The sequence below is a fragment of the Cetobacterium sp. NK01 genome, from assembly GCF_024506395.1.
GTDB lineage: Bacteria > Fusobacteriota > Fusobacteriia > Fusobacteriales > Fusobacteriaceae > Cetobacterium_A > Cetobacterium_A somerae_A.
Genome location: NZ_JANIBO010000001.1, coordinates 741873 through 764120 on the forward strand (window position 1 = coordinate 741873; position 22248 = coordinate 764120).

Genomic DNA, 22248 nt, shown 5'->3' on the forward strand with positions numbered 1-22248 from the left:
CTACTTTATAATTATAGGTATTTTTCTTTCTTTATAAGGATTTATTATTGAATATATTTTACTAGCAACTTCATTATGTTCTAAAAATTTTAGCGATTCTTTCTCTAAATTTTTTTGTATGTTTTTTAAGGAAGTTAAAATTTCTACATCATTTTCTTTTAACTCTTTTAAGTACTCTTGTCCAATCTTTGTAAATCCAAGTACTCTTATATATGGAATTTTCTCTTTTACATTTTTTGTTTCTTCTTTTTTTAATCCTAATAAAATGTGAATTAAAATTCTTTGTATTCTTCCTAAAGTATATCTTTTACTCTTTATTTTTTCAAAAAAATCTCCAAAATTTTGTGATGATAATGCTGCTTCATAAATTTTATTTTCATATCCTTGTTCTATATCTTGAATTAATTCTAATCTATCTTTTTCTAATAGAATTTTATATCTTATTAATTCATAAAAGTCCTCTAATTTTGCAAACTTATTCTTTTTTAATGCATCTTTTAAAACTTCATATGTTGTTAGAGGAACAACCTCCTTTATCTCTTCTCCTAACTTAAGTTTTTTTCTAATTCCTGTAGCACTTGATATTCCATCTTCTACACCTTCAGAATAATATCCACTTTTTTCTCGTTTTATTGCTATTGGTTCTATTTGACTTTTCCAAAACTTCAAAGCCTTTATATATTCTATTCCTAAGATATCATTAGATTCAATTTCTTCCTCCTTATTCAAATATTTTAAAGTATTTGAATAAGCTGTAGGATATGAAAATCCTTCTTTTAGCTGTTTTTTTAACTCTTGCTTAAACTTATCTTCTTCTTCTAATTTAGCTCTTTTTATAAGTTTTTCAGCATCTCCAGATTCAGACCCAAAAACTATTTTTTGAACTTTCATTAAATTTAAAATTCCTACAGCTCCCCTTGCAAATATCTCTGCACTTTGAGTAGAATAAAATATTGGTAATTCAACAACTATATCTACTCCATTTTTCAAAGCTAATTCTGCTCTGCTCCATCTATCTATTAAAGCCGGTTCTCCTCTTTGAACAAAATCTCCACTCATAACAGCTACAACTACGTCTCCATATTCCTTTGCCTTTAAACAATGATATTTATGACCATTATGAAAAGGATTATATTCTACTACGATCCCAACGGGTTTTTTCATATACACACCTCATTTTCTATTTTTTATATTATAATTCATTTAAATAATTTATCCGAGAAAAATTTACATTTTTTTAATTATAGTTTATAATATGGATTATCTAAATTTTTATTAGGCGGTGATTACATGCTTTTAGCTGTAGATATTGGAAATACTCATATTGTTACTGGTTTACTTGATCCAAATGGTGAAGTTTTACTTAGTTTCAGAGTATCTTCAAATGAAAAATTAACAGAGGATGAATACTTTTCATATTTAAAAAATATATGTGATTTTAACGGTGTTGAAATTAAAAATTTAAATGGTATTGTTATATCGTCTGTTGTTCCAAATTTAATAGGAATCTTTCAATTTTTAGGAAGAAAATATTTTAAAATTGAACCTATGATTATAGATTTAAATTTAAAACTACCTTTTTCTTTTGCTGAAAATTTACAAATAAATGGTTTTGGAGCTGATAGAATAATTGATATCGCTCAAGCTATTATTGATTATCCAAATAGAAATCTTGTAATTTTTGATTTAGGTACGGCTACTACTTATGAAGTTTTAAAGGATGGAGTTTATATTGGAGGAGGAATTCTTCCAGGGATAGAGATGTCTATAAATGCTCTATTTGGAAATACTGCAAAACTTCCAAAAGTTAAATTTAGTACTCCTGAAAGTGTTCTAGGAAGAAATACTGCTGAACAAATTCAAGCCGGTATTTTCTATGGATATGCTGGACAACTAAAAAATATTATCCATGAAATTAAAAAAATTGTTCCAGATCCATATATAATAGCTACTGGAGGTCTTGGAAAAATACTTTTTGCTGAAATCCAAGAAATCGATGAGTACTGTCCTGAACTAAGCATAAGAGGGCTTTATACTCTTTATCAAATGAATAAATAAGTAAATAAAAATAAATTCAGGGGGGGTATTTATGTACAAAATTATTTTTCTATTCATTATTTTAACTCAGTCAATCTTTTCAAAAGAAATTTTAATTAGTGGTGCTGCATCTTTAAAAGAGTATTTAGAAAAAAATATTGAAGAGTATAATAAGAAGATTGATCCAAATCTTACTATCTCTTTAAACTTAGGTGGCTCTGGCACTTTAAAAAGACAGCTTGAACAAGGTGGAGAGGTTGACATTATATTTCTTGCAAATAGAGATTATATGATTGATTTAAAAAATAATAACTATTTATTCGATGAGGAAGTTATTTTAGAAAACTCTTTAGTTTTAATAAAAAATAATAAGACTTCTTCTAATGAAGGTATTTTAGCTATAGGCGATCCTAAATATGTTCCAGCAGGTCAGTATGCTTCTGAAGTTTTAAATAACTTACCTTTAAAACAATATTCTCTAGTTTATGGAAAAGATGTTAGAAGTGTTCTTTCTTATGTTGAGTTAGGAGAAGCTGATTTTGGGATAGTCTATTTAACAGATACAAAGTTGCTAAAAAATTCTGAAGTTATTGAAGTTTTCCCAAAAATTCTTCATAAACCAATTGAATATTCAATTGGTATTTCAAAAACTACTAAAAATAAAGAAGATTCTGAAAGATTTCTAAATTTTTTAAGAGGTAAAAATTGGGAATGATTAGCGCCTTAAAAATATCGTTATCTATAGTTTTTATATCTTTTGTATTTAATACATTTTTTAGTATTTTCTTTTATTTCTCTTTAAAAAGAAGAAATAATTTAAAAAAAATAATTGAATTTTTAATAACTTTACCTATTTTTTTACCTCCATCTGTTATTGGATACATGTTAATTATATTTCTAGGAAAAAATAGCTTTTTAGGAAAAATATTCTATAATTTCTTTAATTTTAGATTTATTTTTTCTTTTGAAGGAGCTGCAATTGCAGCAATCATAGTTTCTTTACCTATAATTTATCAAAGTATAAAAGTAGCTTTTGATACAATTGATAAAGCGTATATTGAAACAGCTCAGTGTCTTGGCGTCTCTAAAATTAACATGATTAAATACGTTTATCTCCCCTTGGGTTATAGAAAAGTTTTTTCTGGTATTATCTTAGGTATTGGTAGAGCTTTTGGAGAGTTTGGAGCTACTATTTTAATTGCTGGAAATATTCCTGGTAAAACACAGACATTACCTTTAGCTCTTTATTCAGCTATTGAATCAGGAAATTATTTTTTAGCTAATAAAGTTTTAATAATTCTTTTATTTTTTAGTGGAATATTTTTAGCTTCATATATTTTACTTACAAAAAAAGAGAGCTAAACTTAGCTCTCTTTTCAATATTATACAGTTGTAATCTCTTTTTCTTTTAAAGCTAGAAGTTGATCAATTGTTTTAATTGTTGCATCTGTTAACTTTTGAACATCATCTTCAAATCTCTTTAAATCGTCCTCAGTTATTTCTCCTTCTTTCTCTAACTTTCTTAAGTTATTATTCATATCTTTTCTGATATTTCTAACTGCTACTTTTCCATTTTCTGCCTCAGATTTAGCAAATTTTACGTACTCTTTTCTTCTATCAGCAGTTAACTCTGGTATCATTAATCTAATAACTTTTCCATCGTTATTTGGAGTTAATCCTAAATTCGAAGTCATTATTGCCTTTTCAATTGTAGGTATAACTGATTTATCCCAAGGATCGATTACTAATAATCTAGCTTCTGGAGCTGATACAGTTCCAACTTGATTTAATGGCATTAATGATCCATATTGCTCTATTTTTATTCCATCTAACATTGAAACGTTAGCTCTACCTGCTCTTATTGATGCAAATTTATGTTTTGTAGATTCGATAGCTTTTTCCATTTTATCTTTACAATCATTCATTATTACTTGTGCGCTCATTTTACCCTCCTAAAATTATCCGTTTATTACAGTTGTTCCTATTTTTTCTCCAAGAACTACTCTTTTTATATTTCCCTCTGTTAATGAATCAAATACAACTATTGGTAATTTGTTTTCTCTACATAAAGAGATTGCTGTTGCATCCATAACTTTTAAATCTTTATTTAAAACTTCAGTATAAGTTACTTCAGTGTATTTTTTTGCATCAGCAAATTTCACAGGATCCTTATCATAGATTCCATCAACCTTAGTTGCTTTTATTACAACATCTGCATTAATCTCTATTGCTCTAAGTGCTGCTGCTGTATCAGTTGTGAAATAAGGGTTACCTGTTCCACCACCAAATATTACAACTCTCCCCTTCTCTAAATGTCTTTGAGCCTTTCTTTTTATGAAAGGTTCAGCCACCTTTGGAATTTCGATTGCTGTTTGCACTCTTGTTGGTACTCCTAATAACTCAATTGCGTTTTGAAGAGCCAATGAGTTTATAACTGTTGCTAACATACCCATGTGATCTCCAGTTACTCTGTCTATTCCTTGTTCAGTTCCAGATAACCCTCTAAATATGTTACCTCCACCGATAACTATCCCTATCTCTACTCCTAAGTCTGCTATCTCTTTTATTTGCTTAGCATAAGAAGTTATTGTTTCTGAAGATATTCCAAACTCTTGATCTCCCATTAAAGCTTCTCCACTTAATTTTAATAGAATTCTATTATAAATTGGCGTCATTTCAAAACTCTCCTCTATTATCATATTTAGCTTAAAAAAAGGGGGTGCTTAGTCGCACCCCTATACTTTGTTGTATTACGCGTTAAGTTGAGCTGCAACCTCTGCTGCGAAATCTACTTCTTCTTTTTCGATTCCCTCTCCAACTTTATATCTAGCGAAAGAAACTACTTTAATATCTCCTGCGTACTCTGCAACTGTCTCTTTATTTTCAGCTTTTACGAAAATTTGGTCAACTAAACAGCTCTCCTCATAGAACTTGTTCATTTTTCCAACTAAAATCTTTTCGATAATTTGAGCAGGTTTTCCTTCAGCTTCTAATTGCTTTCTAGAAATCTCTCTCTCTCTATCTAAATCATCTGTTGTTACAACTGATCTGTCAACATATTTAGGATCCATTGCTGCTACGTGCATTGCAATATCCTTAGCTTTTGTTATGTTAGCTTCTGTTGCTTCTCCAGTCATCTCAACGATAACTCCTAATTTTCCTCCTAAATGGTTGTAAGTTGTTACAAACCCTTCAGTAGTTACTTTTTCAAATCTTCTTAGAGACATGTTCTCTCCAATTTTTGCGATTAAGTTAGTTATAGTTGTTTCAACTGTAACTCCATCAATTTCAGCAGCCTTTAAATCTTCAACAGTTTTGATCTCTGGTCTTAAAGCGATCTCTACCATTTTTGCTCCTAAAGCTTTGAACTCATCGTTTTTAGCAACGAAGTCAGTCTCAGAGTTAAACTCTAATACTACTGCAGTTTTGTGATCAGCAGAAACACCATCGAATATTAATCCTTCAGCAGCTGTTCTTCCTGATTTTTTAGCAGCTTTAGCAATACCTTTCTCTCTTAGTAAGTCTATCGCTTTTTCGATATCTCCGTTTGTTTCTCCTAATGCTTTTTTACAATCCATCATTCCAGCACCAGTTCTATCTCTTAGTTCTTTTACTAATTTTGCTGTAATCTCTGCCATTTTTTCCTCCTAAATTTTTAGAATTTCTACATATCTATATAGTACAAGGAATTGAGGGCTATGCCCTCAATTCCATTAAATTCAAGTATTTATTACTCAGCTGATCCTTCTTCAACAACGATTTCGTCGTTTGAAACTGCAGCGTTTTCTTTTCCTTGGTTTCCTTCGATGATAGCGTTAGCCATTACAGAAGCGATTAACTTTACTGATCTGATAGCGTCATCATTTGCTGGAATTGGGTAAGTTATTAAATCAGGATCCACGTTTGTATCGATCATAGCGAATACAGGGATTCCTAATTTAGCAGCTTCTACTACCGCTAAAGTTTCTTTCTTAACGTCTACTACGAATATAGCAGCTGGAACTTCTTTCATATCTTTAATTCCTGATAAGTTTTTAGAAAGTTTTACTAACTCTTTTCTGAAGTTAGAAGCCTCTTTTTTAGTGTAAGCTGTATCTAATGTTCCATCAGCATCCATTCTCTCTAACTCTTTTAATCTCTCTACTCTAGTTTGGATAGTTTTGTAGTTTGTTAACATTCCACCTAACCATCTGTTGTTTACGTAGTACATTCCTGATCTTTCAGCTTGATCTTTTACAGCTTCTTGAGCTTGCTTTTTAGTTCCTACGAATAAAACTTTTCCACCGTTTGCTGCGATTTCTCTCATTACAGCATAAGCTTCCTCAATTTTCTTTAAAGATTTGTGTAAATCGATTACGTGGATTCCGTTTCTCTCAGTGAAGATGTACTTAGACATCTTTGGATTCCATCTCTTAGCTTGGTGTCCAAAGTGAACTCCAGCTTCAAGTAATTGTTTCATAGTAATTACTGCCATTTTTTAATTCCTCCTAATTTTGGTTATTTCTTCCACTGATCTCAAAACTAAACATCCCCTAAGGGCACCTTGTTTAGAAATAATCAATGTGCATTTTATTAGCAAATTATTGTATCACTTTTTTCTATTTTTGTCAACAAATATATATGCACCATTTCTTCCTGAGTTCTCTTTTTCTCTTCTATAAGAGTGAAAATTATCTCTATATGTACATAGATTATTAGTTATTATATTTTTTTCCTGTATTCCAATCTCTTTCATAAGATTATAATTAAATTGTTGGTTATCAAAATAATATTTATTCTCTTTTTTTAAAAAAACTTTTTCTAAAAGTTTCTCATTAAATTTTCTCTTAAATTTCAAGTAAAACTCTTCTGATACTTCATAATTCTCAAGAGATATTCCTATTCCAAATGCTACTATAATATTTTTTACTTTACTATTAAATTCTTTTGTCATCATCTCAATAGCTTTTAAACCAATATTTTCAAAACTTCCTGCCCATCCTGAATGGATACATCCAAAAGCGCCATTTTCAATGTCGTATATATAGATAGGCAAACAATCTGCATATTTTGTAAATATAACTATATCATCTCTTTTAGTTATAAATCCATCTGTATCTTCTGAATAAGTTGTTGTTTCTTCGTTGATAACTACAATATTTGATGAATGTGTTTGAAATCCTGAATAAATTTTTTTATCCTCTATATTTAATATAGAGTTAATTTTATTTCTATCCTCTTCTTTTTTCACATCTCCAAAACTTTTAGTAGTATAAATTGCCTTTAATCCTAACTTTGAAAACTCTTCAAGTTCATAATAAAATTCTTTGTCTATAAACATTTTAAACTCTCTTTAAACTCCAATGTTTTCTTCATTTTTTTACATAAAATTTCAAACTCTTGAAAATTTAAACTTTGTTCTCCATCAGATAAAGCACATGCTGGATTTTGATGTATTTCTACCATTGCACCATCTGCTCCTGCTAAGATACACCCTAGTGTCACTGGCTCAACTAAAGATTTTTTACCCGTTCCATGACTTGCATCTATTATAATTGGAAGATGAGATTTTTCTTTTAAAAGTGCTACACCATTTATATCAACAGTATTTCTAGTTGCAATTTCAAATGTTCTAATTCCTCTTTCACAAAGAATAACTTTTTCATTACCAAAAGCAACTATATATTCTGCTGCCATTAAAAACTCTCTTATTGTAGCACTTAATCCTCTTTTTAAAAGAATAGGCTTATTTGTCTTTCCTAGTTCCTTTAATAAGCTAAAATTTTGCATATTTCTAGCTCCAACTTGAAATATATCTGTATATTTTTCTATCAACTCTATATCTCTAGTATCCATTACTTCTGTTACCATTACAAGGTCGTATTTATCACATGCTTCTCTCATATATTTTAGGCCCTCTTCTCCTAAACCTTGGAAGTCATATGGAGATGTTCTTGGCTTAAAAGCTCCACCTCTTAAAAATTCTCCTCCATTTTCCTTTACTACTTTAGCAATGTCCATTATCATCTCTTTATTTTCAATTGAACATGGCCCTGCCATTAGAATTAAATCTGTACCACCTATTTTCCTACCTTTTATTTCTATAAGGGTATCCTCTTTTTTAAACTCTCGACTAACGAACTTAAAAGGCTTTCCTATCTTTATAATCTCCTTAACTATTGAGAATTCCTTCAATTCTTCCTTAGTTAGCCCATCTTTTTTTCCCATTATTCCTATTTTTTTTATGCTACCATCTAAAATCTCTAAAGCTCCATGTCCTGTTTTTTGTATAAATTTTTTCAGCTCTAAGATTTCTTCAGATGTAGCACTTTCTTTTAACACTACATACATTTTTATCACCTAATTTTTTATTATTATTATATCATATTTATACCAAAACAGTGCTTTTTAAATTCACATTTTAAACATTTTTCTTCAGACAATCTTTTTTCTGAAAACATACCGTTAGATATCTGCTCTGTTATCGAATCAAAATCCTTTAAAATTTCTTCTTCGTCTCCTATATTATAAGGAACTTCAATTTTATTTTCATTTTTTACAAAATATATATATCCACCTGAAACTTTCTTCTCACTATTCATTGATAATAAATAACAATAAAGTTTTATTTGTGATGTATAATTTTCTAAACTCTCTTTATCTATACTATCTGATCCTGTTTTAAAATCTACTATTTTTAAATTTTCTCCTTCTTGTATAATTAAATCTAATTTTCCTTCAATAGTATAAGCACCCCTAAATACAAATAAATTTTTTTCAACATCTACTATTTTATTTTTTAATAAATCACCATTGTAATAATTTAAAATTTGTTCTAAACCTTTATTTAAAACTTCTTTATCTAAAAATAAATTCTCCTTCTTTTTCATAAATTCATAATCAGAGTAGTATTTATTTTGTATTTTCTCTATATTTAAATCTTTACCATTTAATATAGAAAGATTTAAATACTCAAAGCTTTCATGAATTAAAGTTCCATAAAAATTTTCAATTGTTTTTTTCCTTTGAAAATCATAAATTTTATTTAATTTATATCTATACGGACACTCTTTATATTTTAACAAATCTCCCGTATAAGAATAACTATCTTTAATATCTATAATACTTGTATTTTCTATATTTAACTCTGAAAAGTTTAAGTCTCCAGATAATATATCTGGAATATTTTCATAAACTCTTTTAAATGGTAAAGATGGTATCTGTCTTTTTCCTTTACTATTTTCTATACAACTTAAAATTAATAAATTTTTAGCTCTTGAGAAGGCTGTATAATATAATCTCCAAAAATCAAAATCTTTTATTCTATACTCAGGCTCAAAATCATTATAAGGAATGTATTTTTTTTCCAATTCTTCATCATCATTCTTATCTGATTCAGGTACACTTTCTAGAGATCCTACTATTACTATTGGAAACTCCAATCCTTTTGACTGATGAATTGTTAAAAATGAAACTGCACCTTTTGGAGCATATTCTTTTATATCTTCATATTCATCAACTCCATTTTGTTTTAAGAATTTCAAATGCATCGTAAAAAAATAATCTCCAATTTTTATTATATTTTCATTATTTAAATTTTGAATACTAGATATCTTATCTGCTTTTTCAACAATTTTTGAAAATATACCTAAATTATATAAAGCTCTATTTTCTAAGACACTATTATCTTTATTTTCAAATATTTCTTTAAAACATTTTATAGAAATAATTTTATAATATAAATTTAAAAGATTTCCTATATTTGTGTTTATATTTTCATATTCACTCTTTATTATTTCCAACTCTTTTTTTAACTCTTCATCTACTTTTATTTTTTTCTCTATAATATTTAAACATTTTTTATAATAATCCAATATTTCTAATTTATATTCATTGTTATAAATTTTACTATTTTCTCTTAACAAAACATAAAGAAAAATACCTATAATTAATATAATTTCTTCTCTATTAAAAAATAGATTTGATCTTGGAGAATAGACACCAATTCCTCTATATTCTAAATAATGAGCTAAAGAAACTATTTTTTTATTCTTCACTGATCTGAATAAAAAAGCTACTTGATTATAATCATTTATTTTTTTTGAATTCTTCATAAAAATTAAAAAATTAGCAATTCTTTCTTGCCATTTATTTTCAGAACTTTCCACAGATAATTTTACGACTCGAGTTCTATCTATATTTTTTTCTTTAGGTACTATTAGTTCTTTTGAATGTCTAAATTCATCCCAATATAAACTATCTATCCACTCTTTACAAAAATTAACTATATCTTTTTCTGATCTATAATTTACTTCTAGTTTAACAACTTTACATATTTTCCCTACTCTTCCTTCAAATTGAAGAATATTCCTAATTGTAGCCCCTCTAAACCTATATATTCCTTGATCATCATCTCCAACTACACAAATATTTTGTTCTTTTCCACCTATTAAAAAAATTAATTTTTCTTGTATTGTATTTGTATCTTGATATTCATCAATCATTGTATATTTTATTTTACTTTGAAGTTTTTTTAGAATTTCTAAATTTTCTTTTAAAATTCTATAAGCTTCACATTGGATCATAGAGAAATCTATAACATTCTCTTCAAAAATTAATTTTTTGTACATTAGATAACTTTGTGTTAAAAAACTGTTATCATCTAACTCAAGCCCCTCTTCACTAAATTTATTAAACCACTTTATTAAGTTTTCTCCAATTTTCCAGTTAGTTAAATAATTTTTATTTTGAAAAAAATTATTAAATCCATTAATTTCTTTAAAAAATTTTAATTTTGAAAAAATAAAAAATTTTTGATCTACATTATCTAAAACTCTATATCCTCTTTTTAAATTTGAATACTCAATATTCTCATCTATTATTTTCAAACAAATTGAATGAAGTGTTCCTATATACAATCCCTCTAAATATATTTTTTCATTTTTTAATCTATTTCCTATTCTAGTTGTTAACTCCCTTGCTGCTCTTTCTGTAAAAGTAGAAACTAAAATTTCTTCTGGTTTTATATTTTTATCCTTTATCATATAAATCATTCTTTCAACTAAAGTTCTTGTTTTTCCAGAACCTGGACCAGCTATTATAAGTAAAGGTCCATCAATATTTTCTACAGCTTCTTTTTGGCTTAAATTTAAATTCATAATAACCGTCCTTTTTATTTTAGTATACAAAAAAAACAAAAAAAAATAAAGCTTAGGTTTTATACCTAAGCTTTAAACTTTTAATTAATAACTATGCTGTTATTGCTGATACTGGACAAACTCCTGCGCAAGCTCCACAGTCTACACAAGCCTCTCCAATTTCATATTTTCCATTAGCGTCAGCTGATATTGCTGATACTGGGCAAGTTCCTTCGCAAGCTCCACATCCAATACAAGTATCTTTATCTATTACGTGCATTCTAAATACCTCCTGATTTTTTTATGTTTCTATACTTACTATACCCAATTAAATGGAAAAAGTCAAGATAATTTGGTTGAAAAAAATACATTTTTTTCTAAAAACTTTGATTTTCAAATCATGCAATAAACTAATTTAATCTTTTGAATTATCCTTCATCATTTCATTTCTTAATTCATCATTATTTTTAAATTCATTTTGTAATTTTTCATAATATTTCTGTGTAGCTTCTTGAATGGAAACTCCATTTTTTTTTGAATAAGCTTCTATATTTCTTTGATCTATTTCTTGTCTTTCTTGTAAATTCTTTTCATAATCAAAAGTTTTTTCACTTTCAGCATAAGCTATACTTCCTACCAATAAAGTTCCTACTAACATCATTAAATTAAATTTTTTCATTTTTTCCTCCTATTAGAAGATATTTTTCAATTAACAAACACAATTTAAAATATCTCTGTTCTTATTTCTTATATGTATTTATTTTAATCTATTTTAGATTAAATAAATAGATAGTGTGTTCATATATGAATATTTCACCCTTTTTATTTACTTTTATAATTTTAAAGGGTATCATAGAGTATATTCATATAAAAAATTGAGGTGATTCTATGAAAAATAATGAAGGTTCTATTCTTCTTATATCTGCAATTAATAAAGAAATAAATTTTCTTTTCGATAATTTTCTTTCTGAATTAGAAATAACTAAAACAGAAAGTATGTACTTAAGATTGATTCATAATAATCCTGGAATAACACAATATGAAATAGCTAAACTAAGAAAAATTGAAAAATCATTAGTTACAAAATATATTACCAATTTAGAAGATAAAGGATTAATAGAAAAAAAATTACTTGATAAGAGAAAAAAAGGGTTATATCTGATTGAAGATGGTAAAAAAGCAATTAAATTTATTGATGAATTTATTCCTGATTTACAAGAAAAATTTAAAGATCTTTTCACAGATGAGGAATCTAAATTTTTTAATACTTTATTAAAAAAATTAAAACTTCGTCTTGAAGAAGTTAACGAAAGAGAGTCTTAGAAACTCTCTTTCTTATTTTTTACAAAAAATAAAAAAAGATTGGCAACTTCCTATCCTCCCAGGGGGCTGCCCCCCAAGTACTTTCAGCGTTTATGGGCTTAACTTCCAGGTTCGAAATGTTACTGGGTGTACCTCCATAGCTATCGTTGCCAATCAATATTTATTTGTGTTCTTGAACACTTGAAACTATATAGTAGTATATTAAGGTTAAAACTTCGATATATTAGTATTGGTCAGCTAAAAGTCTCACAACTCTTACACCCCCAACCTATCAACCTCCTAGTCTCGAAGGTATCTTAAAGAGTACTTATCTTGAAGTCAGTTTCCCGCTTAGATGCTTTCAGCGGTTATCTGTTCCAAACGTGACTACCCAGCTGTGCCACTGGCGTGACAACTGGTACATCAGAGGTTTGTCCATCCCGGTCCTCTCGTACTAAGGACAGATCTTCTCAATACTCTAACGCCTACAGTGGATAGGGACCGAACTGTCTCACGACGTTCTGAACCCAGCTCACGTACCGCTTTAATGGGCGAACAGCCCAACCCTTGGGACCTTCTCCAGCCCCAGGATGCGATGAGCCGACATCGAGGTGCCAAACTCTACCGTCGATATGGACTCTCGGGTAGAATCAGCCTGTTATCCCCAGGGTAGCTTTTATCCGTTGAGCGACGACCCTTCCATTCGGAATCGCCGGATCACTATGTCCTGCTTTCGCACCTGCTCGACCCGTCAGTCTCGCAGTTAAGCTCTCTTATGCCATTGCACTCTACGGTTGATTTCCATCCAACCTGAGAGAACCTTTGAACGCCTCCGTTACTCTTTCGGAGGCGACCGCCCCAGTCAAACTGCCCACCTAGCACTGTCTTCGAGGGTACAAACCTCAAATTAGAATTCCGACATAGTATGGTTGGTATTCCACCAGTGACTCCGCGTAATCTAGCGACCACACATCTTAGTCTCCCAACTATCCTATACATACGATGCCAAAACCCAATACCAAGCTACAGTAAAGCTCCATGGGGTCTTTCCGTCCTACTGCAGGTAACCGGTATCTTCACCGGTAATACAATTTCACCAGGCCTCCCGTCAAGACAGCTCTCAGATCGTTACACCATTCGTGCAGGTCGGAACTTACCCGACAAGGAATTTCGCTACCTTAGGACCGTTATAGTTACGGCCGCCGTTCACCGGGGCTTCAATTCGGAGCTCTCACTCCTCCTCTTAACCTTCCGGCACTGGGCAGGTGTCAGCCCATATACGTCGCCTTACAGCTTAGCATAGACCTGTTTTTGTTAAACAGTCGCCTGAGACTCTTCACTGCGGCCTCTCATAGCTTTGCGTCGCGTGTACACTCACCTTATAGGGCACCCCTTCTCCCGAAGTTACGGGGCTATTTTGCAGAGTTCCTTAACGAGAGTTAGCCTGTCCGCCTTAGATTTCTCATCCTGACCACCTGTGTCGGTTTGGGGTACGGGCACTAATATCTTTATAACGCTTAGAAGCTTTTCTCGGCAGTGTGGTATTTGCACCTTCCATCTTACGACTCCTCATCACACCTCACGTTTAGTCTAGCGGATTTTCCTACTAGACCACGCTACATGCTTGAACTGGCACTTCCGTTCGCCAGCGTGCATAACCTCCTGCGTCCCTCCATCACTTGATATCAGTGGCACAGAAATATTAATCTGTTTTCCATTCGCCTACGCAATCTAGCCTCGGCTTAGGACCCGGCTTACCCAGGGGAGACAAACTTTACCCTGGAACCCTTGGTCTTCCGGCGTGGGGGATTCTCGCCCCCATTCTCGCTACTTATTCCTGCATTCTCACTTCTGATACCTCCAGAGTCTCTTGTCGATTCTCCTTCAACGGCCTACAGAACGCTCTCCTACCAGTCGCTTACGCAACTCCACAGCTTCGGTTTATAACTTAGCCCCGTTACATTGTCGGCGCAGAGACTCTCGACCAGTGAGCTATTACGCACTCTTTAAAGGTATGGCTGCTTCTAAGCCAACCTCCTGGTTGTTTGTGAATCTCCACCTCCTTTCCCACTTAGTTATAATTAGGGACCTTAGCTGGTGGTCTGGGTTGTTTCCCTTTTGACCATGGAAGTTAATTCCCATAGTCTCACTCCTGAGCTCTAGAATTATGGTATTCGGAGTTTGATTGACTTCGGTAAGCAGTATGCCCCTAGGTCATTCAGTGCTCTACCCCCATAATTGAACACTCAAGGCTGCACCTAAATGCATTTCGGAGAGAACGAGCTATCTCCTGGTTCGATTGGCTTTTCACCCCTAAACCTACCTCATCTCCCAACTTTTCAACGGCGGTGAGTTCGGGCCTCCACTGTGTCTTACCACAGCTTCACCCTGGACAGGCTTAGATCACCAGGTTTCGCGTCTACGCCCAGCGACTATGTCGCCCTATTCAGACTCGGTTTCCCTTCGGCTCCGTTAAACTTAACCTTGCCACTGAACGTAACTCGCAGGATCATTCTCCAAAGGCACGCCATCACCCCAAAGGGCTCTGACCGCTTGTAAGCACACGATTTCAGGTTCTATTTCACTCCCCTCCCGGGGTTCTTTTCACCTTTCCCTCACGGTACTATGCGCTATCGGTAAGTAAGAGTATTTAGCCTTACGAGATATGGTCCTCGCAGATTCACACAGAATTCCTCGTGTTCCGTGCTACTTGGGAGAGATCATACATTTGATACGGTTTACCTGTACGAGGCTTTCACTCTCTACGGCAGGCCTTTCCAGACCTTTCCAGTTCGGCGTATCAATATGTCGAATACCTTGCAGTTCTTCAGACGATCTTCCCGCTACCCCGTAGATGCAACGGCTGCATCCTTGGCACATCTACGGTTTGGGCTCACCCCCGTTCGCTCGCCGCTACTTAGGGGATCGTTTTTACTTTCTTTTCCTCGGGTTACTTAGATGTTTCAGTTCACCCGGTTCCCTCTTTCGTGCTAAGACTCCATCTTAGCAGATTTCTCCATTCGGAAATCTTGGCATCACAGTTCGATTGCAACTCCACCAAGCTTATCGCAGCTTACCACGTCCTTCATCGGCTCTTACTTCCTAGGCATCCTTCGTGTGCCCTTAATATTTTAACCTTGTAATATAATTCATATTATTTAGACAGACTAACTACTCAATTTAAGATTGACTTAAAAATGAATTGTTAGTTAATTTAGAATATTTTCTCAATATCTACTATATAGTTTCCAATGTCCAAGTTTGATAATGTATAATGGTGCGTTTGAGTGGACTCGAACCACCGACCTCACGCTTATCAGGCGTGTGCTCTAACCACCTGAGCTACAAACGCATAAGAACATCATCAATCGAATAGAGAAAAAGTTAGTCTCCTTAGAAAGGAGGTGATCCATCCGCACGTTCCCGTACGGATACCTTGTTACGACTTCACCCCAATCGCTAATCACACCTTAGGAACATCCCTCCTTACGGTTAGGCCTGCTACTTCAGGTGCAACCAACTCTCGTGGTGTGACGGGCGGTGTGTACAAGACCCGAGAACGTATTCACCGCAACATGCTGATTTGCGATTACTAGCGATTCCAACTTCATGTACTCGAGTTGCAGAGTACAATCCGAACTAAGAACAGCTTTAAGAGATTAGCTCACCCTCGCGGGTTGGCAACTCTCTGTACTGCCCATTGTAGCACGTGTGTAGCCCAGCGTATAAGGGGCATGATGACTTGACGTCATCCCCACCTTCCTCCTGCTCATCGCAGGCAGTATCGCATGAGTGCTCAACTTAATGGTAGCAACATACAATAGGGGTTGCGCTCGTTGCGGGACTTAACCCAACATCTCACGACACGAGCTGACGACAGCCATGCACCACCTGTCACTAAGTTCCGGCAAGCCGGCACGAATCTATCTCTAGAAACTTCTTAGGATGTCAAACGCTGGTAAGGTTTCTCGCGTTGCGTCGAATTAAACCACATGCTCCACCGCTTGTGCGGGTCCCCGTCAATTCCTTTGAGTTTCACACTTGCGTGCGTACTCCCCAGGCGGATCACTTATCGCGTTAGCTTGGGCGCTGAGGTTCGACCCCCAACACCTAGTGATCATCGTTTACGGCGTGGACTACCAGGGTATCTAATCCTGTTTGCTCCCCACGCTTTCGCGCTTCAGCGTCAGTATCTGTCCAGTGAGCTGACTTCTCCATCGGCATTCCTACAAATATCTACGAATTTCACCTCTACACTTGTAGTTCCGCCCACCTCTCCAGTACTCTAGAAAAACAGTTTCCAACGCAATACGGAGTTGAGCCCCGCATTTTAACATCAGACTTATTTTTCCGCCTAGACGCGCTTTACGCCCAATAAATCCGGATAACGCTTGCGACATACGTATTACCGCGGCTGCTGGCACGTATTTAGCCGTCGCTTCTTCTGTTGGTACCGTCACTTGCTTCTTCCCAACTGAAAGCACTTTACAATCCGAAGACCTTCATCGTGCACACAGAATTGCTGGATCAGACTTTTGGTCCATTGTCCAATATTCCCCACTGCTGCCTCCCGTAGGAGTAAGGGCCGTGTCTCAGTCCCCTTGTGGCCGTTCACCCTCTCAGGCCGGCTATCCATCGTCGCCTTGGTGGGCCGTTACCCCACCAACTAGCTAATGGAACGCAAGGCTCTCTCTTGGCGCATATAGCTTTCATAAGTTTCCCATGCGAGAATCTCATAATATCCGGTATTAGCTGTCGTTTCCAACAGTTGTCCCAGACCAAGAGGCAAGTTCCTTACGCGTTACTCACCCGTCCGCCATCCTCAATACCCGAAGGTAAGTTGAATCGACTTGCATGTGTTAAGCATTCTGTCAGCGTTCATCCTGAGCCAGGATCAAACTCTTCATTCAAATATATTTAAAGTCCTAAGACTTACGTTTACACCATTTATTGGTTTGCCATTTCTGGCATTTTGTTATTTTCATAACTTCTGACTATTTTCTCTATTCGGTTGTTAATGTCCTTATCTTTTAACTTTCGTCTGCGGTGTTTCCCGCTGACAAAAATAATAATACCATTTTTTTTACATTATGTCAATAACTTTTTTATTTTTTTATAAAATTATAAAATTCTATTAACTCCTCTGTATACTTTACTCTCTGAAAATAATCATTAGGATATTTATTTTGCGCTTGATTATCTATATAAGTCTTTATATTTTCAGGAAGTTTTGATTCTTTCATTATTTTTTTATATTCTATTTTTTTTTCATTATTTATTTTTTTTATCTCTTCATTTTTTTTCTCTTTTTTAGAAACTTCTTTTATATCATAATAAAAATGTTTGTAAATAATTTCATAATCTGTCCCATATTTTTTTTCTAACCTTATAACTTCATTGTCTATCTTCTCCTTTGAAAGTCTCTCTTTTTCTCCCAAAGAAACTATTCTCTTATAAGCCCTCTCTTGATCTCTAACATATATGCTGGAGTTATCTTGAGTATATGAATTTTTTTCAATATTATTATTAACTCTTTCTGGAACGTTAGCTATTAAAACTGTTGATGTTATAAAATACAATAAGAATTTTTTCATTTTTCCTCCTCATATTAAATATTATTTATAAAAAAATTTCCTTGTAAGAATAATTCTTACAAGGAAATAATATTTCAAACTTACTTTCTATTATTTACAGAATTAGAAGTTTACTTTCATACCAGCGAATGCGTATGGTTGCCATCTCCAGTTATTAGCTGAAGATTGATTTTCGTTATCCCAGTTTCTATACTCTGCTCCTACTCCACCGTTTAAAGAAACAGCAGGTGTTAATTGATAGTTTATAGTTACATCTAAAGCTGTATATAAACTATAAGTATCTTTATCTGATGTTTTTAATCCTGTTTCTTTATTGTATCTAGCATATTGACTAAATACATATGGATCATATCCACCTGCGAAATTGAAATCTAAATTATAATTATCTGTTGAATATAAAGCGAATGTTCTATATAGATACATCTCCCATGTTACAACAAATTCTTTATCAGTTGTTGAGTTTGCTCCTTTTTGAATCTTATCAGATTTATTATAGAAGTTTTGATCTAAGTATAAAGTTCCATCCCAAGTAAATCCAAGTGGTAAGTTACCTGCGTACTCGATATCTAAACCAATTGTATTCATGTAGTCTCCACCATTATCTGCTGCCATTGAGTGGTATAAACTTGGAGCTAAAACTATTTTAGATAATAATCCACCTTTATTTTGATAAGCTGTATATCTTAACATATACTCAAAGTTTTGAGAGTCATTTTCTTCATCTCTATATTGTAATCTAGAAGTTAAAACATCATTATGCTTATAAGAATATCTTAATCTAGTTTCTGTTCCGTAAGCTTTCCCTAATTTTGTTGCTGAATCAGAACCAGAATCTAAATTAGTATAATCTCTAACTCTTCCTTCTAATTTAGAATTTTCAGTCATTTGAATACCAAAAGATGTTTGAAGTCTTGCTCTGTTATTCGCTCCTCTATTCCAAGTATCTTGGTTAGTGTCTGCGATATTTCCTTCTGGATTTCTTATAATTTTATCTCCATGCCCTTCAGTTTCTCCGTATGCTCTGTACTCTAATCCGATGTATCCAGATGGTCTGAAAGCTTCCTCTACTACTACCTCTTCAACCACGTCTGCTACTACTACTACCTCTTTCGATACTTCTACTGGTGCTACTACAGCCTCTTTTGCAGATGCAGTTGCTCCAACTACTAATAAAGAACCTAATAAAAGTGCTAACTTTTTCATATAAATTCCCTCCAGTTATTATTTTTTTTAGAAATCCCCGTTTTTGAATTTCTCCCGTTACCTAGTTTATACAATATTTTAATCTTTTTGTAAATATTTTTTTATTTTTTTCCAAACTTTTTACTCACTTTTTACGTCTACTCTGTTTACTCTTAAATCATTTTTTTAATTAAAAATCCACTTTTTGTAAAATAATACTTTATTTTATAATATTTTTTCAACTCACACTTCACTGAACTTATAGTCATTAACTTTTTAACATATATTTTTTTTATCTTTAAATTTATTATATATATTTATTTTTTTATGTCTTAAAATAAAAAAAAGCAGATACATAATTGTATCTGCAATAATTTTTTTGAATAAAAAAGCGATTATCTCTTTGAGAATTGTGGAGATCTTCTTGCTTTTCTCTTTCCGAATTTCTTTCTCTCTACCATTCTTGAGTCTCTTGTTAAGAAACCAGCTTCTTTTAAAGCCCCTCTTAAAGTCTCATCAGCTTCTAATAAAGCTCTTGATAATCCGTGTCTGATAGCTCCAGCTTGACCAGCGTTTCCTCCACCGATTACGTTTACTTTAACTTCAAACTTATCTAAAGTTTCAGTTAATGTTAATGGTTGCTCAACGATTTTAGAAAGTAACTCTCTTCCACCGAAGTAGTCTGCCATAGTTTTTCCGTTTATTTCAATTCCTTTTCCACCAGGAATAAGTCTTACTCTTGCTACTGAAGTTTTTCTTCTTCCAGTTCCTCTATATTGAATCATTTCTGCCACTGTCAATCCCTCCTAATTAAAATTCTACCTTTACTGGTTTTTGTGCAGTATGAGCGTGCTCAGCTCCAACAAATATTCTTAATCTTGTTAACTGCTCTCTTCCTAATCTGTTCTTTGGAAGCATTCTCTTAACAGCTAGCATTAAAGCTTCTTTAGGATTCTTTGCAAGAATCTCTTCTAATCTTCTTTCTTTTAATCCACCAGGGAATCCTGAGTGACTGTAGTAAACTTTATCTGTTAATTTCTTTCCAGTTACAGCTACCTTCTCGATATTTGTAACGATTACGAAGTCTCCTCCGTCAATATGTGGAGTGTAAGAAACTTTATCTTTACCCATTAATTTTTTAGCTATTTCTGCAGCTAATCTTCCTAAAATTTTTCCTTCTGCGTCGTATTGAACGAATTCTCTTACAACGTCTTCTTTTCTTTGCATTGCAGTGTATTTCTTCACGTTTTTTTTCCTCCTCGAAAATAGTTATATTTTTTAATATAACGAACGGCGTTCCTTTGTGGGAAAGGATTTATTATACCTATATATTATATCTATTTTTTCCTTTTTTGTCAATTACTTTTTGAAGATTCCTAAAGGTTTTCCTAGTGGTAAAAACTCTCTTCCAAAAGTTTTATTTAAAACATTTGCAGCTGATCCATAGAATGACATCATAGCTATTGCAAACTCTGATACTGCAGCTAATGTATGCATTGCATGTGGAGCAATTCCAAATGTTGTTCCAGCTAATCCTATAAATAGGAAGTCAATTAATATAAATATTATTAATAATGTTTTATTAGTTTCAATAGCTCCAACTGTCATGTATAATGTGAATATTAAATATCCTATAAATACAAATCCAAAAGCTTTAGGGTCCGCTGCAGCTTTCATAGCTTCACCAAATACTCCAAGTTGTATCATCCAGCTCATAGCCATTCCAAACCAGAAGAATGCATATCCACCAAACGCTGTTGTTCCAAATACGTTTCCATGTTTAATATCATTTAAACAAGCTATTAATTGAACAAAAGCTCCTAAGAATATTGCCCAAGGAATTACTAACGATACTCCACTTACAATTCCAAATTTATTTGCCGATGCTACTAATGTAACAATTGCAAGACCTAATAGTCCTAATGCTGAAGGGTCTGCTACTTCAATTTTTACATGATTGTTTTGATTCATTTTTTCTTTCTTTACTCCTTAATTAATTTTTTTACGCAAGGAGTATTTTAACCTTTTAATAAAACTTTGTCAACAAATACTTAACTTTATTTATTTTTTATATTGTTAATGCAGAAGCTCCTTTTATTCCAGCATCATTACCTAATTCACCTAATTTAATTTGTAAATTTTCAATTGTTATTCCTAGTGCATAATTTGGTAACTTTTCTTTTACCTTATCTAACAAAATATCACCTGCTAGAGCTACTCCGCCTGCTAGTATTATAATTTCTGGATTTATTATATTTAGAACATTTCCAATTCCCATAGCTAGATACTCTGAAACATAATCTACTATATCTATTGAAAACTTATCTCCTTTTTTCGCCTCATCAAAAATATGTTTTGCTTCAAGTTTATTTAAATCTCCATTAATTGATTTATACAATCCATTATTCTTATTTATTTGCAATCTAGACAGTGCCTCTCTTATTACTCCTGTCGCCGAAGCATACGTTTCAAAACACCCTTTTTGACCACAACCACAAAGTTTTCCATCTTTTTCAAGTTTCATATGCCCTATTTCTCCACCTGCTCCAGTAGCTCCAGAGATTAACTTACCATCAATAAATATTCCTCCACCTACTCCAGTTCCAAGAGCTATAGTCACACTTTTAGAATATCCTTTTCCTGCCCCATATAAAGTTTCACCAAGAGCAATTACATTTACATCATTATCTAATCTAGTTTTCACACCTGATATTTCTTCCATTTTTTCACTTATATTTATATTTTTTTCCCAAGGAAAATTAGCAAAAAAACCAACTTTTTTTTGATCAATAACAGGACCAGGTATTCCCATCCCTATCCCCTTTATTAAATCTCTAGTTATATCTAATTCTTCCGCTAATTCTAAAGATGTTTCCCAAATTTTATTTAAAGTATAATCTACTCCCTCTATTGATTCAGTTTTTATACTCGTACTCTTTAAAATATCTCCACTTTCATTTAATATTCCGATTTTACTATTTGTCCCCCCTATATCTACCCCTATAAAATATCTCATA

At 32.7% G+C, this 22248-nt stretch carries 20 protein-coding genes, 1 tRNA gene and 3 rRNA genes; 4 read left to right on the forward strand and 20 right to left on the reverse strand.

What is annotated here, in order from left to right:
• Positions 1 to 1164, reverse strand: a complete 1164-nt coding sequence (locus NON08_RS03600; RefSeq protein ID WP_256690122.1) for a nucleotidyltransferase — start codon at positions 1162 to 1164, stop codon at positions 1 to 3.
• Between the two features lie 126 nt (positions 1165 to 1290).
• Here NON08_RS03600 and NON08_RS03605 point away from each other — a divergent pair, with 126 nt between their 5' ends.
• From NON08_RS03605 to modB, 3 genes are read left to right on the forward strand one after another with little or no spacing between them, the layout of a single operon-like run.
• Positions 1291 to 2058 carry a type III pantothenate kinase gene (locus NON08_RS03605; RefSeq protein ID WP_256690123.1) on the forward strand — a complete coding sequence of 256 codons (768 nt, stop codon included), beginning with the start codon at positions 1291 to 1293 and terminating at the stop codon, positions 2056 to 2058.
• A gap of 31 nt (positions 2059 to 2089) precedes the next feature.
• Positions 2090 to 2752, forward strand: a complete 663-nt coding sequence (modA, locus tag NON08_RS03610) for a molybdate ABC transporter substrate-binding protein (protein WP_256690124.1) — start codon at positions 2090 to 2092, stop codon at positions 2750 to 2752.
• Complete coding sequence (gene modB, locus NON08_RS03615) at positions 2749 to 3399, forward strand: molybdate ABC transporter permease subunit (protein WP_256691219.1); 651 nt, start codon at positions 2749 to 2751, stop codon at positions 3397 to 3399. The genes modA and modB overlap by 4 nt, the downstream gene beginning before the upstream one ends.
• A gap of 20 nt (positions 3400 to 3419) precedes the next feature.
• On the opposite strand, the gene frr is transcribed toward modB, so the two are convergent.
• The 9 genes from frr to NON08_RS03660 form a co-directional block, all read right to left on the reverse strand.
• The gene (gene frr, locus NON08_RS03620) at positions 3420 to 3980 is read right to left on the reverse strand and encodes a ribosome recycling factor (RefSeq protein WP_256690125.1); all 561 of its coding nucleotides are present in this window, start codon (positions 3978 to 3980) and stop codon (positions 3420 to 3422) included.
• A 15-nt stretch (positions 3981 to 3995) separates the two neighbouring features.
• Complete coding sequence (gene pyrH / locus NON08_RS03625) at positions 3996 to 4712, reverse strand: UMP kinase (protein WP_256690126.1); 717 nt, start codon at positions 4710 to 4712, stop codon at positions 3996 to 3998.
• Positions 4713 to 4787: 75 nt separating this feature from the next.
• On the reverse strand, positions 4788 to 5675 hold the full coding sequence (gene tsf, locus NON08_RS03630; RefSeq protein ID WP_256690127.1) for a translation elongation factor Ts: 888 nt from the start codon (positions 5673 to 5675) through the stop codon (positions 4788 to 4790).
• Between the two features lie 92 nt (positions 5676 to 5767).
• Positions 5768 to 6511, reverse strand: a complete 744-nt coding sequence (gene rpsB, locus NON08_RS03635; RefSeq protein WP_023052245.1) for a 30S ribosomal protein S2 — start codon at positions 6509 to 6511, stop codon at positions 5768 to 5770.
• Between the two features lie 114 nt (positions 6512 to 6625).
• Positions 6626 to 7357 (reverse strand): peptidoglycan editing factor PgeF, encoded by a 732-nt coding sequence (pgeF, locus tag NON08_RS03640; protein ID WP_256690128.1) that lies wholly within the window; start codon positions 7355 to 7357, stop codon positions 6626 to 6628.
• Positions 7348 to 8367: a 3-deoxy-7-phosphoheptulonate synthase gene (gene aroF, locus NON08_RS03645; protein ID WP_185891044.1), complete on the reverse strand. Its 1020-nt coding sequence runs from the start codon at positions 8365 to 8367 to the stop codon at positions 7348 to 7350. The genes pgeF and aroF overlap by 10 nt, the downstream gene beginning before the upstream one ends.
• Before the next feature lie 26 nt (positions 8368 to 8393).
• On the reverse strand, positions 8394 to 11174 hold the full coding sequence (locus tag NON08_RS03650) for an ATP-dependent DNA helicase (RefSeq protein ID WP_256690129.1): 2781 nt from the start codon (positions 11172 to 11174) through the stop codon (positions 8394 to 8396).
• Positions 11175 to 11265: 91 nt separating this feature from the next.
• The gene (locus NON08_RS03655; RefSeq protein WP_023052384.1) at positions 11266 to 11433 is read right to left on the reverse strand and encodes a 4Fe-4S binding protein; all 168 of its coding nucleotides are present in this window, start codon (positions 11431 to 11433) and stop codon (positions 11266 to 11268) included.
• A gap of 135 nt (positions 11434 to 11568) precedes the next feature.
• Positions 11569 to 11832, reverse strand: coding sequence for a hypothetical protein (locus tag NON08_RS03660; protein WP_023052385.1), 264 nt, complete (start codon positions 11830 to 11832; stop codon positions 11569 to 11571).
• A gap of 209 nt (positions 11833 to 12041) precedes the next feature.
• Here NON08_RS03660 and NON08_RS03665 point away from each other — a divergent pair, with 209 nt between their 5' ends.
• Positions 12042 to 12476 carry a MarR family winged helix-turn-helix transcriptional regulator gene (locus NON08_RS03665; protein WP_023052386.1) on the forward strand — a complete coding sequence of 145 codons (435 nt, stop codon included), beginning with the start codon at positions 12042 to 12044 and terminating at the stop codon, positions 12474 to 12476.
• A 37-nt stretch (positions 12477 to 12513) separates the two neighbouring features.
• On the opposite strand, the gene rrf is transcribed toward NON08_RS03665, so the two are convergent.
• The 10 genes from rrf to NON08_RS03715 all read right to left on the reverse strand — a co-directional run bounded on the left by rrf (position 12514) and on the right by NON08_RS03715 (position 22247).
• Positions 12514 to 12630: ribosomal RNA gene (rrf, locus tag NON08_RS03670) — 5S ribosomal RNA — on the reverse strand.
• A 49-nt stretch (positions 12631 to 12679) separates the two neighbouring features.
• Positions 12680 to 15592, reverse strand: a 23S ribosomal RNA gene (locus NON08_RS03675).
• Positions 15593 to 15730: 138 nt separating this feature from the next.
• Positions 15731 to 15807: transfer RNA gene (locus NON08_RS03680), tRNA-Ile, on the reverse strand.
• A gap of 45 nt (positions 15808 to 15852) precedes the next feature.
• Positions 15853 to 17365, reverse strand: a 16S ribosomal RNA gene (locus NON08_RS03685).
• The 16S, 23S and 5S rRNA genes sit together here with 1 tRNA gene alongside, the layout of an rRNA operon.
• Positions 17366 to 17560: 195 nt before the next feature.
• On the reverse strand, positions 17561 to 18049 hold the full coding sequence (locus NON08_RS03690) for a hypothetical protein (RefSeq protein ID WP_256690130.1): 489 nt from the start codon (positions 18047 to 18049) through the stop codon (positions 17561 to 17563).
• 102 nt (positions 18050 to 18151) lie between these two features.
• Complete coding sequence (locus NON08_RS03695) at positions 18152 to 19252, reverse strand: hypothetical protein (RefSeq protein WP_256690131.1); 1101 nt, start codon at positions 19250 to 19252, stop codon at positions 18152 to 18154.
• 374 nt (positions 19253 to 19626) lie between these two features.
• The gene (gene rpsI / locus NON08_RS03700; RefSeq protein ID WP_040406834.1) at positions 19627 to 20016 is read right to left on the reverse strand and encodes a 30S ribosomal protein S9; all 390 of its coding nucleotides are present in this window, start codon (positions 20014 to 20016) and stop codon (positions 19627 to 19629) included.
• Between the two features lie 25 nt (positions 20017 to 20041).
• Positions 20042 to 20476 (reverse strand): 50S ribosomal protein L13, encoded by a 435-nt coding sequence (gene rplM / locus NON08_RS03705; RefSeq protein ID WP_023052398.1) that lies wholly within the window; start codon positions 20474 to 20476, stop codon positions 20042 to 20044.
• A gap of 114 nt (positions 20477 to 20590) precedes the next feature.
• The gene (locus NON08_RS03710; RefSeq protein ID WP_240218918.1) at positions 20591 to 21202 is read right to left on the reverse strand and encodes an acetate uptake transporter; all 612 of its coding nucleotides are present in this window, start codon (positions 21200 to 21202) and stop codon (positions 20591 to 20593) included.
• A 97-nt stretch (positions 21203 to 21299) separates the two neighbouring features.
• Positions 21300 to 22247 (reverse strand): ROK family protein, encoded by a 948-nt coding sequence (locus NON08_RS03715; protein ID WP_256690133.1) that lies wholly within the window; start codon positions 22245 to 22247, stop codon positions 21300 to 21302.
• Position 22248: the final 1 nt, after the last annotated feature.